The sequence below is a fragment of the Pseudomonas sp. MF6755 genome (assembly GCF_016405635.1).
Classification (GTDB): Bacteria; Pseudomonadota; Gammaproteobacteria; order Pseudomonadales; family Pseudomonadaceae; genus Aquipseudomonas; species Aquipseudomonas haemolytica.
The window spans coordinates 74957-88082 of the sequence record NZ_JAEKDA010000006.1 but is presented as its reverse complement, the minus strand read 5'-3'; the positions used below and the strand labels follow the sequence as shown (position 1 = coordinate 88082).

The 13126-nt window shown below is 61.4% G+C and carries 13 protein-coding genes and 1 pseudogene; 6 read left to right on the top strand and 8 right to left on the bottom strand.

Annotated elements, in window-relative coordinates:
* Nucleotides 1-132: 132 nt before the first annotated feature.
* The 4 genes from JFT66_RS09215 to JFT66_RS09200 all read left to right on the top strand — a co-directional run bounded on the left by JFT66_RS09215 (nucleotide 133) and on the right by JFT66_RS09200 (nucleotide 4302).
* Entirely contained in the window at nucleotides 133-1164 is a 1032-nt protein-coding gene (locus JFT66_RS09215; RefSeq protein WP_034118224.1) for an amino acid ABC transporter substrate-binding protein, read from the top strand.
* Between the two features lie 72 nt (nucleotides 1165-1236).
* The gene (locus JFT66_RS09210) at nucleotides 1237-2418 is read left to right on the top strand and encodes an amino acid ABC transporter permease (RefSeq protein ID WP_034118225.1); all 1182 of its coding nucleotides are present in this window, start codon (nucleotides 1237-1239) and stop codon (nucleotides 2416-2418) included.
* Nucleotides 2419-2428: 10 nt separating this feature from the next.
* Nucleotides 2429-3526 (top strand): amino acid ABC transporter permease, encoded by a 1098-nt coding sequence (locus JFT66_RS09205; RefSeq protein WP_153838836.1) that lies wholly within the window; start codon nucleotides 2429-2431, stop codon nucleotides 3524-3526.
* Between the two features lie 11 nt (nucleotides 3527-3537).
* Complete coding sequence (locus tag JFT66_RS09200; protein WP_034118227.1) at nucleotides 3538-4302, top strand: amino acid ABC transporter ATP-binding protein; 765 nt, start codon at nucleotides 3538-3540, stop codon at nucleotides 4300-4302.
* Between the two features lie 58 nt (nucleotides 4303-4360).
* Here JFT66_RS09200 and JFT66_RS09195 read toward each other — a convergent pair whose 3' ends face one another.
* Nucleotides 4361-4855 carry a type II toxin-antitoxin system MqsA family antitoxin gene (locus tag JFT66_RS09195; RefSeq protein ID WP_198859152.1) on the bottom strand — a complete coding sequence of 165 codons (495 nt, stop codon included), beginning with the start codon at nucleotides 4853-4855 and terminating at the stop codon, nucleotides 4361-4363.
* Nucleotides 4852-5163, bottom strand: coding sequence for a type II toxin-antitoxin system MqsR family toxin (locus JFT66_RS09190; protein WP_198859151.1), 312 nt, complete (start codon nucleotides 5161-5163; stop codon nucleotides 4852-4854). The genes JFT66_RS09195 and JFT66_RS09190 overlap by 4 nt, the downstream gene beginning before the upstream one ends.
* Before the next feature lie 143 nt (nucleotides 5164-5306).
* Between JFT66_RS09190 and JFT66_RS09185 the strand changes: the two are divergent.
* A pseudogene (locus JFT66_RS09185) lies at nucleotides 5307-5384 on the top strand (GntR family transcriptional regulator); the annotation flags it as partial.
* Entirely contained in the window at nucleotides 5374-6639 is a 1266-nt protein-coding gene (locus JFT66_RS09180) for a CynX/NimT family MFS transporter (protein ID WP_198859150.1), read from the top strand. The pseudogene JFT66_RS09185 and the gene JFT66_RS09180, both read left to right, overlap by 11 nt.
* Before the next feature lie 16 nt (nucleotides 6640-6655).
* On the opposite strand, the gene JFT66_RS09175 is transcribed toward JFT66_RS09180, so the two are convergent.
* The 6 genes from JFT66_RS09175 to JFT66_RS09150 form a co-directional block, all read right to left on the bottom strand.
* Nucleotides 6656-7279, bottom strand: coding sequence for a DUF1120 domain-containing protein (locus JFT66_RS09175; RefSeq protein WP_198859149.1), 624 nt, complete (start codon nucleotides 7277-7279; stop codon nucleotides 6656-6658).
* 87 nt (nucleotides 7280-7366) lie between these two features.
* Nucleotides 7367-8017 carry a DUF1120 domain-containing protein gene (locus JFT66_RS09170; protein WP_034118231.1) on the bottom strand — a complete coding sequence of 217 codons (651 nt, stop codon included), beginning with the start codon at nucleotides 8015-8017 and terminating at the stop codon, nucleotides 7367-7369.
* A 10-nt stretch (nucleotides 8018-8027) separates the two neighbouring features.
* Nucleotides 8028-9158: a DUF1120 domain-containing protein gene (locus JFT66_RS09165; RefSeq protein ID WP_198859211.1), complete on the bottom strand. Its 1131-nt coding sequence runs from the start codon at nucleotides 9156-9158 to the stop codon at nucleotides 8028-8030.
* Nucleotides 9159-9169: 11 nt separating this feature from the next.
* The gene (locus JFT66_RS09160; RefSeq protein WP_080752935.1) at nucleotides 9170-11620 is read right to left on the bottom strand and encodes a fimbria/pilus outer membrane usher protein; all 2451 of its coding nucleotides are present in this window, start codon (nucleotides 11618-11620) and stop codon (nucleotides 9170-9172) included.
* Nucleotides 11621-11709: 89 nt separating this feature from the next.
* Nucleotides 11710-12453 carry a fimbria/pilus chaperone family protein gene (locus tag JFT66_RS09155; RefSeq protein WP_080752936.1) on the bottom strand — a complete coding sequence of 248 codons (744 nt, stop codon included), beginning with the start codon at nucleotides 12451-12453 and terminating at the stop codon, nucleotides 11710-11712.
* A 2-nt stretch (nucleotides 12454-12455) separates the two neighbouring features.
* Nucleotides 12456-13085 (bottom strand): DUF1120 domain-containing protein, encoded by a 630-nt coding sequence (locus tag JFT66_RS09150; protein ID WP_034118234.1) that lies wholly within the window; start codon nucleotides 13083-13085, stop codon nucleotides 12456-12458.
* Between the last annotated feature and the right edge of the window lie 41 nt (nucleotides 13086-13126).

The window sequence follows — 13126 nt, the reverse complement described above, 5'->3', positions numbered from 1 at the left end:
GGATAGCCGCTGGAAAGACCGCGAAAGCCTCATGCCGCTTGACCCCAAAAAAAGCCAACACGGGTCGATATCGCCTCATAAGGGTGCGCTGAGGTTGGAGCTTGGACACAACAAGAGCAACTGGAGGTTTGAATGAAGGTATTGAAATCCACCCTGGCCATCGTCACTGCGGCGGCTGTACTGGGTGTCAGTGGTTTTGCCCAGGCGGGCGCCACCCTGGACGCCGTGCAGAAGAAAGGTTTTGTGCAATGTGGCGTGAGTGACGGCTTGCCGGGCTTCTCGGTGCCGGATGCCAGCGGCAAGATCCTCGGGATCGACGCTGACTACTGCCGCGCCGTGGCCGCTGCGGTTTTCGGTGACGCCACCAAGGTCAAGTTCAGCCAGTTGAACGCCAAGGAGCGTTTCACCGCGCTGCAATCGGGCGAAGTCGACATCCTGTCGCGCAACACCACCATGACCAGCTCTCGCGATGCGGGCATGGGCCTGAAATTCCCGGGTTTCATCACCTACTACGACGGCATCGGCTTTTTGGTCAACAGCAAGCTCGGCGTGAAAAGCGCCAAGGAACTGGACGGTGCAACCATCTGCATCCAGGCCGGTACCACCACTGAGCTGAACGTTTCCGATTACTTCCGCGCCAACAACCTCAAGTACACCCCGATCACCTTCGACACTTCCGATGAAAGCGCCAAGTCGCTGGAGTCCGGGCGTTGCGACGTGCTGACTTCCGACAAGTCGCAACTGTTCGCCCAGCGCAGCAAACTGGCCGCGCCGAAAGACTACGTGGTGCTGCCAGAAACCATTTCCAAGGAGCCACTGGGCCCGGTGGTGCGTAACGGCGACGACGAGTGGCTGGCCATCGTGCGCTGGGTGGGCTATGCCATGCTCAACGCAGAAGAGGCCGGTGTGACCTCCAAGAACGTTGAAGCTGAAGCGAAGTCGACCAAGAACCCCGACGTCGCGCGCCTGCTCGGTGCTGACGGCGAATACGGTAAAGACCTGAAGGTGAAGAAGGATTGGGTCGTACAGATCGTCAAGCAGGTTGGCAACTACGGTGAAATGTTCGAGCGCAACCTGGGCAAGAGCACGCCGCTGGAAATCGACCGTGGCTTGAACGCGCTGTGGAACAACGGCGGCATCCAATACGCACCCCCTGTGCGCTGATCGCTGATGGTTCTATCACCCGGTGGGCCAACCGCCGGGTGATGTCCTGTTCCATTATTTTCGGGGCACTCCATGCAAAATCAAATCGGCGCACCCAAGCAGAAGCTCAGCTTCAGCGATCCCAAAGTGCGTGCGTGGCTATTCCAGATCATCACGATTGTTGCGGTGGTCTCGCTGGGCTGGTACCTGTTCCATAACACCCAGACCAACATGCAACACCGGGGCATTACCTCGGGTTTCGACTTTCTTGAGCGCAGTGCCGGCTTCGGCATCGCGCAGCACCTGATCGACTACACCGAATCGGACAGCTATGCACGGGTGTTTGTGATCGGCTTGCTCAATACCCTGCTGGTGTCCGCTATCGGTGTGGTCCTGGCAACCCTGCTCGGCTTCATCATCGGCGTGGCGCGCTTGTCACCCAACTGGATGATCAACAAGTTGGCGACGGTTTATGTGGAAGTATTCCGCAATATCCCGCCGCTGCTACAGATCCTGTTCTGGTATTTCGCGGTGTTCCTGACCATGCCGTTGCCGCGTAACAGCCATAACTTTGGCGATACCTTCTTTATGAGCGCCCGGGGCCTGAATATGCCGGCCGCGCTGGCGTCTGAAGGTTTCTGGCCGTTTGTTGCCAGCATCGTCGTCGCCATCGTGGCAATCGTACTGATGACGCGTTGGGCCAATAAGCGCTTTGAAGCCACCGGTGTACCGTTTCATAAGTTCTGGGTCGGCCTGGCGCTGCTCATCGTGATTCCGGCGTTGTGCACCTTGGTCTTCGGCGCACCGTTGCACTGGGAAATGCCAAGGCTGGCGGGCTTCAACTTTGTCGGCGGCTGGGTGTTGATCCCCGAACTGCTGGCACTGACCCTGGCGCTGACCGTCTACACGGCTGCGTTTATCGCCGAGATCGTGCGCTCGGGTATCCAGTCTGTGAGCCACGGCCAGACCGAAGCTGCGCGTTCCCTTGGCATGCGCCCAGGTCCCACGCTGCGCAAGGTCATCATCCCGCAAGCCCTGCGGGTGATCATCCCGCCGCTGACCAGCCAATACCTCAACCTGGCGAAAAACTCGTCGTTGGCCGCCGGTATCGGCTATCCGGAAATGGTGTCGCTGTTCGCCGGCACGGTGCTCAACCAGACCGGTCAGTCGATTGAAGTCATCGCTATAACCATGAGCGTTTACCTGGCGATCAGCATCAGCATTTCCCTGCTGATGAACGGGTACAACAAGCGCATTGCGCTGATCGAGCGGTGAGGAAACACGCATGAGTACGCATACGTTCAAACCTGACATGCCGCCGCCGGGCAGGGTCTTCGGCCCGATGGCGTGGATGCGCGCCAACCTGTTTTCCAGTTGGCTCAACACCCTGCTGACATTGCTGGCGATCTATCTGGTGTACCTGGTGGTGCCACCCCTTGTGCAGTGGGCAATCCTCGACGCGAACTGGATCGGCACCACCCAGGCCGATTGCACCAGGCAGGGTGCCTGCTGGGTGTTTATCCAACAGCGCTTCGGGCAGTTCATGTACGGCTACTACCCCAGCGACCTGCGCTGGCGCGTGGACCTTACCGTTTGGCTGGCCATTGTCGGCGCGGCGCCGTTGTTCATCTCGCGCCTGCAGCGCAAGGCGATCTACGGCCTGAGCTTCCTGGTGGTGTACCCGATCGTGGCTTTCTTCCTGTTGCATGGTGGCGTCTTTGGCTTGACCAACGTGGCTACCTACCAATGGGGCGGGCTGATGCTGACCCTGGTGATCGCCACTGTCGGCATCGCCGGCGCTTTACCGCTGGGCATCATGCTGGCGTTGGGGCGGCGCTCGACTATGCCGGCGATTCGGGTGATCTGTGTGACCTTCATCGAGTTCTGGCGCGGCGTACCGTTGATCACCGTGCTGTTCATGGCCTCGGTGATGCTGCCGCTGTTCCTGCCTGAAGGCATGAACTTCGACAAGCTGCTGCGGGCACTGATCGGCGTGATCCTGTTCCAGTCGGCCTACGTGGCCGAAGTGGTGCGTGGTGGTTTGCAGGCGATTCCCAAGGGGCAGTACGAAGCGGCTGCGGCGATGGGCCTGGGCTACTGGCGCAGCATGGGCCTGGTGATTCTGCCGCAAGCCCTGAAGCTGGTGATACCGGGCATCGTCAACACGTTCATTGCGCTGTTCAAGGACACCAGCCTTGTGATCATCATCGGCCTGTTCGACCTGCTCAACAGCGTCAAGCAAGCCGCCGCCGACCCCAAATGGTTGGGCATGGCCACTGAAGGCTACGTGTTCGCTGCCCTGGTGTTCTGGATTTTCTGTTTTGGTATGTCGCGCTATTCCATGCATCTGGAACGCAAGCTCGACACAGGCCACAAGCGTTAGGAGTTCTTTTTATGAGCGAAGCAATCAAACAGCCTGTGAGCCCTGAAGGCATTATCCAGATGCAGGGCGTCAACAAGTGGTACGGCCAGTTCCACGTGTTGAAAGACATCAACCTCAACGTCAAGCAGGGCGAGCGCATCGTGCTGTGCGGCCCGTCGGGTTCGGGCAAGTCCACCACCATCCGCTGCCTCAACCGTCTGGAAGAACACCAGCAGGGCCGCATCGTGGTCGATGGTGTGGAACTGACCAACGACCTCAAGCAGATCGAAGCGATCCGCCGTGAAGTTGGCATGGTGTTCCAGCACTTCAACCTGTTCCCGCACCTGACCATTCTGCAGAACTGCACGTTGGCGCCGATGTGGGTGCGCAAGATGCCCAAGCGCCAGGCCGAGGAAATCGCCATGCACTACCTGGAGCGCGTGCGCATCCCGGAGCAGGCGCACAAGTTCCCGGGGCAACTGTCCGGCGGCCAGCAACAGCGCGTGGCGATTGCCCGTGCCTTGTGCATGAAACCGAAAATCATGTTGTTCGATGAACCGACTTCGGCGCTGGACCCGGAAATGGTCAAGGAAGTGTTGGACACCATGATCAGCCTGGCCGAAGACGGCATGACCATGCTGTGTGTGACCCACGAAATGGGCTTTGCCCGCACCGTGGCCAACCGCGTGATCTTCATGGACAAGGGCGAGATCGTGGAGCAGGCGGCGCCGAATGACTTCTTTGACAACCCGCAGAATGAGCGGACCCAGTTGTTCTTGAGCCAGATTCTGCATTGATCAACGGGCCATGCTTGAGAATAAACCCGGCCTTGGCGCCGGGTTTGTTTTTTGTGGTTCATGAGACTTTCAGCGTTTGCGTCTCGTCGTGGATGGTGTAGGTGAAAGCGCCACGCAAATCAGCACCTTCGGCCAGGATTTTTGCGTCCGCAAGCAAATGCGGATGGCGATCCAACAACCGCATCAGCAGCACTAAGGGCTTGGGCGCAAGAAGCTCGCCGCGTTCGTAACGAGAGAATGCGTTGTGGCCGGCCCCGGACAGCAAATCCACGGCCTCTTTTTGCGTAAGGTGCAGTTTGCGGCGCGTGCGTTTTATTTCGGCGCCTATCATTTTACGGGCGGCGAGGGTCAGTTCATTCTTTGCTGCGTCGTAGCGGTCGGTGCTGTCGTTGTCCGGGTCCCAGAAACCGTCGCCGCAGACCTTGCATTCCCAGCCGGAAAGATTGTCGACCCGGCGCTCCATGCCTTTGATTCTGATGGTTTCGCTGCGGCCTTCGAAGTAATTCAATGCGTCTGGGGCGCCGCAAATGTAGCAAAGCTCGGTTTTTTTCATGATTGCCTCTCCTTGAAGGAGATTACCGGCGGTCTACCGTTGGTGCGGTAAGTGACCTTGATGTAAATCTCCATATTTTTTGCGTACGTGTAATACACGTCTTGCCAGGTTCGATGATCCCCATAGGTCGTCATCGACTTGTACAGCATCCTGTTCTGTAGTTCGTATATGACGAGCTGCATATCCTCGATACTAAAGCCGAGATCCTCGCCAGACTCTTTTGCTGTCCTGGTAAACGCCCTGCTTCCAAGCCGCCTGGCATCTGCTTTGATCACCGCCAAATCGTAATGAGGTGTGTACTTTTCCATAAGACACCTGAGTTCAATAATTACCCTCTGAGGGTAATTTTACCAATCGAAAATACTGCTCCTTTTCCTGCCTAAGAACCCTAGTGCGTTGCCTTTGTAGGCAGCTCCGAATAGCCTGTAAGACAATTCATCCTATGATTGGAGCCCTGCTTGACGCGGTGCAAAGCCAAGACCCCGAGCGCGCCAAATCCCTCTGCCGGCAGTTGATCAATGAACCCTGAAACCAAACGTACGCCCGAACTCGAAGAGCTGTTGATCGACGCCGAAGCCGACGACGATGTGGTGCAACACACGCCACCGCATGTCACACGGCCGTGGTTGCTATTGCTGGGCCTGATCCTGGTGGCGCTGAACCTGCGCCCGGCGCTGTCGAGCATGGCGCCGTTGCTTAGCGAAGTGTCCGCCAGCCTGGGGTTGTCGGCGGCCAAGGCCGGTTTGCTGACCACCTTGCCAGTGCTGTGCCTGGGCCTGTTCGCGCCGCTGGCGCCGGTGCTGGCCCGGCGTTTCGGGGCCGAGCGGGTGGTGCTGGGTATTCTGCTGACGCTGGCGGCGGGCATCATCCTGCGCAGCGCGTTCGGTGAGGTCGGGCTGTTTGCCGGCAGCCTGATGGCTGGTGCGAGTATTGGCATCATCGGCGTGTTGCTGCCGGGCATCGTCAAGCGTGATTTTGCCAGGCAGGCTGGCACCATGACCGGTGTGTACACCATGGCACTGTGCCTGGGGGCGGCGCTGGCGGCGGGTGCCACGGTGCCGTTGAGTCATTACTTCGGTGACAGTTGGAACATTGGCCTGGGCTTCTGGATTCTGCCGGCACTGGTAGCGGCGCTGTTCTGGTTGCCGCAGGTCGGACAGAGGCATGGCGCCCACCAAGTGGCCTACCGCGTGAGAGGTTTGTTGCGTGACCCACTGGCCTGGCAGGTGACCTTGTACATGGGCCTGCAATCGTCCTTGGCGTATATCGTGTTTGGCTGGTTGCCCTCCATCCTGATTGGCCGTGGACTTACGGCGACCCAGGCGGGACTGGTGCTGTCGGGTTCGGTGATCGTGCAACTGGCCAGTTCCCTCGTCGCGCCTTGGTTGGCCATGCGGGGCAAGGACCAGCGGCTGGCGATTGTGGTGGTGATGCTGTTGACCCTCGGCGGTCTGTTCGGTTGCTTGTATGCACCGCTGGAGGGGCTGTGGGGCTGGGCGATTCTGCTGGGCCTGGGGCAGGGTGGCACCTTCAGCCTGGCGCTGACCCTGATCGTGTTGCGCTCGCGTGACGCCCACGTGGCGGCCAACCTGTCGAGCATGGCTCAGGGTACTGGCTACACCCTGGCGTCCCTCGGTCCGCTGGCGGTTGGCGTGGTGCATGACTGGACAGGCGGTTGGGCGGCGGTCGGCTGGATTTTCGCGGTACTCGGCCTCGGCGCAGTGATCGCCGGTCTGGGCGCCGGACGTGCGCAGTATGTGCAGGCCACCTGCGAGAAACGCTGAGGCTACCCTGTGTGCGTCACAGGTAGCGCAAATCCAGAACAATGGAGCCGTCCAGTGGGACCTCTTGCTCCAGGGTCAGTTGCTGCGAGAGGTTGATGGACGTGTCGATGCGCAGCTGGGCGCGCAGCTGTCGAATGAAATCGGGCTGACGGTTACCCGGTAACGAGAAACCCATGTACTGATTGGGGAAGGCATTCGGCTCCGGCCCCCAAGTTTGACCCTTGTCGATTGACGCCAGCGTTTGCATCGGCTGGCCGTTTCCCTCCGGGTTGCGGTAGGACAGCGCAACAGAGCCCAAGCGCTCGGTGGGCGCGTGGATGTTTCTTCCCAGGCCGTAGAAAAAGTCGGGGGCAAGCGAGGAGTCCATACGGTTGTCGATGCCCACCAGGGCAAACAGCATCGGTTGCGCGCACTGGATGCTCAACTCCAATGTGCGTGACGGCAAGACTGTGAATTCGTCCGGGTTCAAACGGCTGGCGGGGATCTTGCCGTGATCGATACCTTCCTCGGACAGTTGAATGTGACAGGCGTCCGGCGTGATTTTTCCACTGACGCTGACATCGACCGATGATGTGGCCATAGCCAGCGAAGCCTTGGAAACAAGCAATAAAAGTGTTGATAACTGCGCGATCGTATTCATCTACTTTAACCACAGGCTGAGCTAGATGGGCCTGTTCGCACGATGCCCATACTTGGGAGTCCCGCCAACGTAAGGGCAATGGTGGTGCTACAGGTAAACCACTTCCAGGGTGGCGGAGCCGTCCATGGGTGTCTCCACACTCAAATCCAGGTTCTGCTTGGCGTTGATCACTGCTTCGAGCGTCAGGGTGCTGGTCAGGTTCTGGATGGCCGAAGGCCCGGCGGTGCTGCCGGCCAGATCGGTAAAGCCAAGCAAACTCCTGGAACCGATGTCTATGGGGTTGCTGTTGGAGGTGCGCCACGCCACGCCACCAGTGGTGGATTCGGTGCCGTAGGTCACCGGCAACGTATCGGCCACGGTCTGCTTGGGATCAAAGCTCACCGAATAGACGCCGAGTTTGTTGCCGGCGCTGTCCAGCCCCAGCCCGTAATAGATCTCGCTGTTGACGTGGGCGGTGCCGTCGCGGTTATCGCGCATACGCAGGGCGAAGCGGCCGGGGGCGTTGCAACTGACGGTCAGCGTCAGCGATTTGAGCGGTAACCGGGTGCCGGTGGCCTGGTTGAGGTCCTTTTGCGAGATCTTGCCAAAATCGACCAGCCCGCCAGCAGACAGTACGGGGGTGCACGCCATGGGGGTGATCGACCCGCCCACGGTCAGTTCTGTGGTGGAGGCGGCCTGGGCTGCACAGGCGCAGGTCAGCCACGCACAGGCGGTCAGTGTGTTCAATAACGTTTTCATGGTTCAGCTCCTATAAATAGTGAATTTCGAGTGTGCCCGATCCATCCAGCCGCACCTCATTGCTCAAATCCAGCGAACCCAGCGGTGCGATGACTGCTTCCAGGCTCAGCGTGGCATTGAGGGTTTGAATCGCGCTGGGGCCTGCGGTGCTGCCAGCTACAGCACTGAAACCCAGGTAGCCATTGGCGCCTACCGCAGCCATACGGGTGCTGGCGCTGTTCCAGGGCAGCATGCCGGTGGGCGAGTCGGTACTAAAGACATGGGTGAAGTTGTCGGCGGTGATGCGCGCCGGGTCGAACAACAGCCGATAGCGGCCGATTTTCTGTTGGCGGGCATCCAGGCCCAGCCCATAAGTGTTGTCATCGACGCTGCCGCTGGCCGAGCCCTGGCGGTTGTCCTGCATGCGCACGGCAAAGTAGGTCGGCCCATCGCAGGTCACGCTGAGCGACAAAGCGCGGGGGGCCAGGGGGGTGTCCTTGTCGGGGTTGAGGTCGCTGACCGACAGTTTGCCAAACTCCACATGGCCACCGTTGGACAGAGTCGGGGTACACGCCGCGGGGGCAAAGCGCGCTTGCAGGCGCAGCTCCCGCGAACGCCCGGCTGCCAGAGCGTCGAACAGCCCGGCGGTGTCCCAGGTCACGGCATCGCGCACCTGCGTGGCGTCCTCGTTGGCCCAGGCTCGGGCGTCGATTTGCATCGACAGGTTGCGCCCGGTCACGGCGATCCCGCCGCGCATCGGCACCACACCGTGGCCCGGTTGCCAGGCCAATTGGCTGCTGACAGTGGAAGGCGGCTGGCCCTGGCCTGCAATCAAGCCCAGCTCCACCGCTTGGCCATCCAGCACCGCATCGCTGATGCTCAAGCCGTAGCTGCCGCGCTCGGTGAAGCGAAAGCGCTGCGGCCCTGCGCCCAGCCCGCGATAAAACAGGCTCATGTCGGTGGGGTGTGGGCAGTTCAGCGTCAGGCTCAGACGCCGCTCCCCCAGCAGCCGCTCCGGTGCCGGTGTGAGCATTACGGCGCGGTTCATCTGGCCGAAGTCCAACTGCGTCTGGCTCAGGTTGAGCTGGCATTCTTCGGCGCCCCAGGCCGCGCTGCCCAGCAGTACCAAACCCAGGGGATATAACCGGTGTTGCAGGCCCATGGTGAACGTCCTCATGGCTGGTGGCACCTGGCTGGTGCGGTTTCGAAGTACACCTCGGGGTCGGCTTTTTTCGGCAGCTCGAAGTCCATCCGGCAACGGGGTTGCCCAGGTGCCTTGACCCATAGGGGACGTGGGTCGAGCACGTCAGGCAGGAACACTTGGCTGCCTTCCTGCACCAAGGTGACGAACTCACCGTCGGCAGTGCTCACCGTCGATCCACGGGGCAACGGCTGGCCGTTGTCCGTGGTGACGTTGAGCAACGCACGCCGGGTGAGCGCCACGCCGAACTGCACCTTGTCCACCGCGCCGCGCCCGGCGGCGATCACGGCCAGGCCGTTGTGGATATCGGCATTGCGCGGCAGTGAGCGCGTCTGCACTTCCACCGGGCTGCGACCATAGGCGCTCACCTGCGGTACCACCGCCTGGCCCTGCCAGTCGGTCCATACCGGGCCGCTTGGGGTGGTGACCTTGATCCCGGCCATTTCGCCCACCGACATCACGGCAAAGGTGTCACGCACCGGGTACGGCGAGAAGGTCACTCCGGCGTCATGCACTACCACGCCGCCGCGGGCGCCGCCTTGATAGCTGGCGCGCTCGTCGTTGCTGCGGGTGTAGTTGAAATCCAACTGGCTGTACCACGGCAGCGCCGACACGCCGAGGGACGACTCCACTTCGCGGTCGCGGCTGTCGCGTTCCACGCCCAGCCGGTAACTGAGTTGATCGTTGAGTTGTTCGCTCACCCCAACCCCCAGCCGATGCTCACCACCGGTGTTACGCACCCAGGCCCGCCCGCGACGGGTTTCACCCAGCGGCACACTGAGGTTCAGGTAAACGCTGTTGTCGTTCTGCTGGCGGCCGCCCACTTGCCATTCGGCGCTGGCCGACACTGACACCCGGCCGAAACTGGTGCCCCAGGACGCTAGCGCGCGGCTGCTGCTTTCGCCGTTATACGAGGCCGTGCGCGAAACCCCGGCGCTGAATGCGCCCAATGCCGGATGCGCCCACGACGCGGTGACGCTTTGCTGGTCGCGGTAGCGCGTCCGCTGTTGATCCTCGCTATTGCCGACGTAGGTGGAATCCTCAAGGTCGCGGTAACCCTGGGAGCGCCAAGAGCCCGCGGTGCTAACCGACCAGTTGTCACTCAAGCGCTGGGACCAGGACAGGTCGGTCTGCACCCCGCGTTCGGTTCCCATGCGCCTGGGGCTGGCCTGCGCTGCCTGGGCGGAGAACTGTAACTGGCTGTCCTGCCAGGGGAGCCACCCCAGGCTTGCGCCTGCCGAGCGGTAGGCATCGGCCACCAGCGCGCCGGCGCTCAGGCTCAGTTGCGGGTGAAGTGGGCCACTCCAGCCCGCGCTGACCACCCACGGCTCACGGCCATTGCTGTCGCCAATCTGGCGCACGCGTCCGGCCGCCACCGAATAGCCCGGCGCAGGAAGGCCCAGGCCGAGCATGGCGGCGGGCACGGTAAAACGGCGTTCTTCGCCGGTGGTTTCCTTGACTGTGACTTCCACATCGGAACGGCTGTTCAAGCGGCGTACATCGGTCAACGCGAACGGCCCGGCCGGTACTACGGTGGAGTGGATCAACGCGCCGTTCTGGCGGATTTCCACCTGGGCGGGGCTGTTGGCGATACCGGTGATGGTCGCCCCCTGGTTCTGGTCTTGCAGGGCGGTTTCGGTCAGCACTTGAGCGCCGGTAATTTGTGTACCGGCCAGCACCGGGTTGTAGAGGCTGATTTGGCCGGTCTGCAACACCGCCTGATGCTCGGCGAAGGTGCGCTGGGCATAAGCATCCAGGTGGGTGGTGCGCGAGTTGCCGTCCTGCCAGGTCTTCACTTGCCGGCTACGCACGATCCAGTCGCCCGCGTTGAAACCCACTTCGGTGTTAGCCGAGCCGAAGCGGTTGCTGTTGTCGCCGAACTCGTTGTAGAGGCCGGTCAGGTCGTAGTTGAGCAGGACTGCCGTGCCGCCAGTCTGGTAGCCGGAGATGTCCTGCCGGTCGGGGCGCAGCGCGTCGGTGGGCACCACCAGGGCCAGGCCCAAGGCTGCCGGGTCTGGCTCAACGACGGTCTGTGGGTAGCGCTCGATAAAGCGATGACAGGAGGGCGCTCCATCATCGTCGGGCACTATAAGGTTGCCCGCATCCAGCAGGGCACGGTTGAAACAGAGGCCACCCTGACGGTCGAACTCCACGTCCACACGCCCGCGGCGCTGGCCGTTGACAGTCAGATTGACGGCATGCCGGCCTGCCCCGAAACGCGGGGCTTGCAGCAGCAGGTTGGCCAGTTCCGGGTCGATGCCACGTCGGGACAGGGTCTGGGGGTCGAAGGAGCCGGCGATGTCACTCGCCAGTACCGCCCCGCACGGCAGTGCGCCGCCCAGGGTCAGGGCCAGACTGGTCAGTATTGTGCGTGCGTGGCGTGGTGAAACGCCGGGCACGGCTCTGCCGTCGCGGTCAGTCATTGCTGTGCTCACAAGGTCGTACTCAAGTGTTGGTGGCCCGCTTACTCTGCGGTTCAGTCAGGCCGTCCGGTGGCCTCAAGCCACTCTTTTTATAGGGTGATCGGTGCTTCGTAAGGCGCTACGGCAAAGCCATATACCGTGGCCGGTTGTAACTTCACGCGGTTTGCACCGGCGCCGTTGCCTGTAACCGCAACGTTCAGGGTTTCACCCGGCAGTACATAAGTCCGTGGCAACAAGGCCGAACCTTTGCCAGGCAGCAGTCGCAGTTCCTGAGCCAGGCGCACTACATAAGGGCTGGGGTTGTGCACGCTCAATTGGTCACGCTTCACGCGCCACTCCAGCCCGGTCCAAGGCGTGCGGTTGGGGGCCAGGCCCTTGGGGTGCAGGATCACCGGCAGGTTCTGGCGCACGGTCACGCCCACCTGTGCATGCCCAGCCTGCGCTGCCGAGCGGCCTTGGGGCATGCCTTCGAAGATCACCCGTTTCAAACGCTGCGTGGTCAGAGGCTCGGCCGACTGCAAAATGAAGCGGATCAGTTGGCTCTTGGCCGGCTCGACCCTGGCCAGGGGCGGGGTGACGAACAGCAGTGTTGCCGTGTCTTCAGGAATGTCTTCAAGGGTTACGTGCAGCAGGGCCAGCTTATTGTCGGTGTTGGTCACGGTGACCGAGGCTTCGCCATCGGCTTCGTTGACGATCACCACCGAGGTGTCGGGCACCATGCCGTCGGCCAGTACCAGGGCAGGGCTACCGATCGCCAGCAGCAGCGCGCCGAGGTAAACAAAGGCCAGGCGCGCGAAGATGAACAGTCGGGTGAAAAAGGGCAGGGCAGTCATGGCTACAAATACCTCAGGTCAAGCACGATGGAACCGTCCAGCGGTACCTCCTGCTTGAGGGTCAGATAGGCGGCGGCATTGATGGACGTGTTGACTTGCAGCGTTGCGTTCACCAGACGATGGGGCTCGGGTACCAACGTGCCTGGCCGGGCGAAGCCCATATAGTTGTTCGGGAAGGCATTGGATTCGGGGAACCAGGTTTCACCCTTGTTGCTGGAGGCCAGCACCAGCACGCGCTCGCCGTCGCCCGTGGCCTCTCGAATGGCCAGGGACACAGTGCCCAGGCGCTCGGTGGGTGCATGGATATTGGTACCCAGGCCGTAATAAAACCCCGGCCCCAGGGAGGAACTGGCGCGATTGTCCACGCCCACCAGTACGAACAGCACCGGTTCGTTGCAGCTCACCGTCAAGTCCAGCGCTTGAGTGGGCAGGACGCTGTACTCGTACTGGTTGAGACTGCGCGCCGGCACCATGCCGTGGTCGATGATGCCGTTGGCCGACAATGTGGTGGTGCAGGCGCTGGGAGTGATCAGGCCAGTGACGTTCAGCTCGGTGCTGGAGGCCGCCACTACCCACGGGCCGGCACTGGCCAGGTAAAGCAGGGCAAGAAGTCGTAAAGAAATAGGCTTCATGGGGAGGTTCACCGGTTGCCGGGTTCATCGTTTGCGTATGA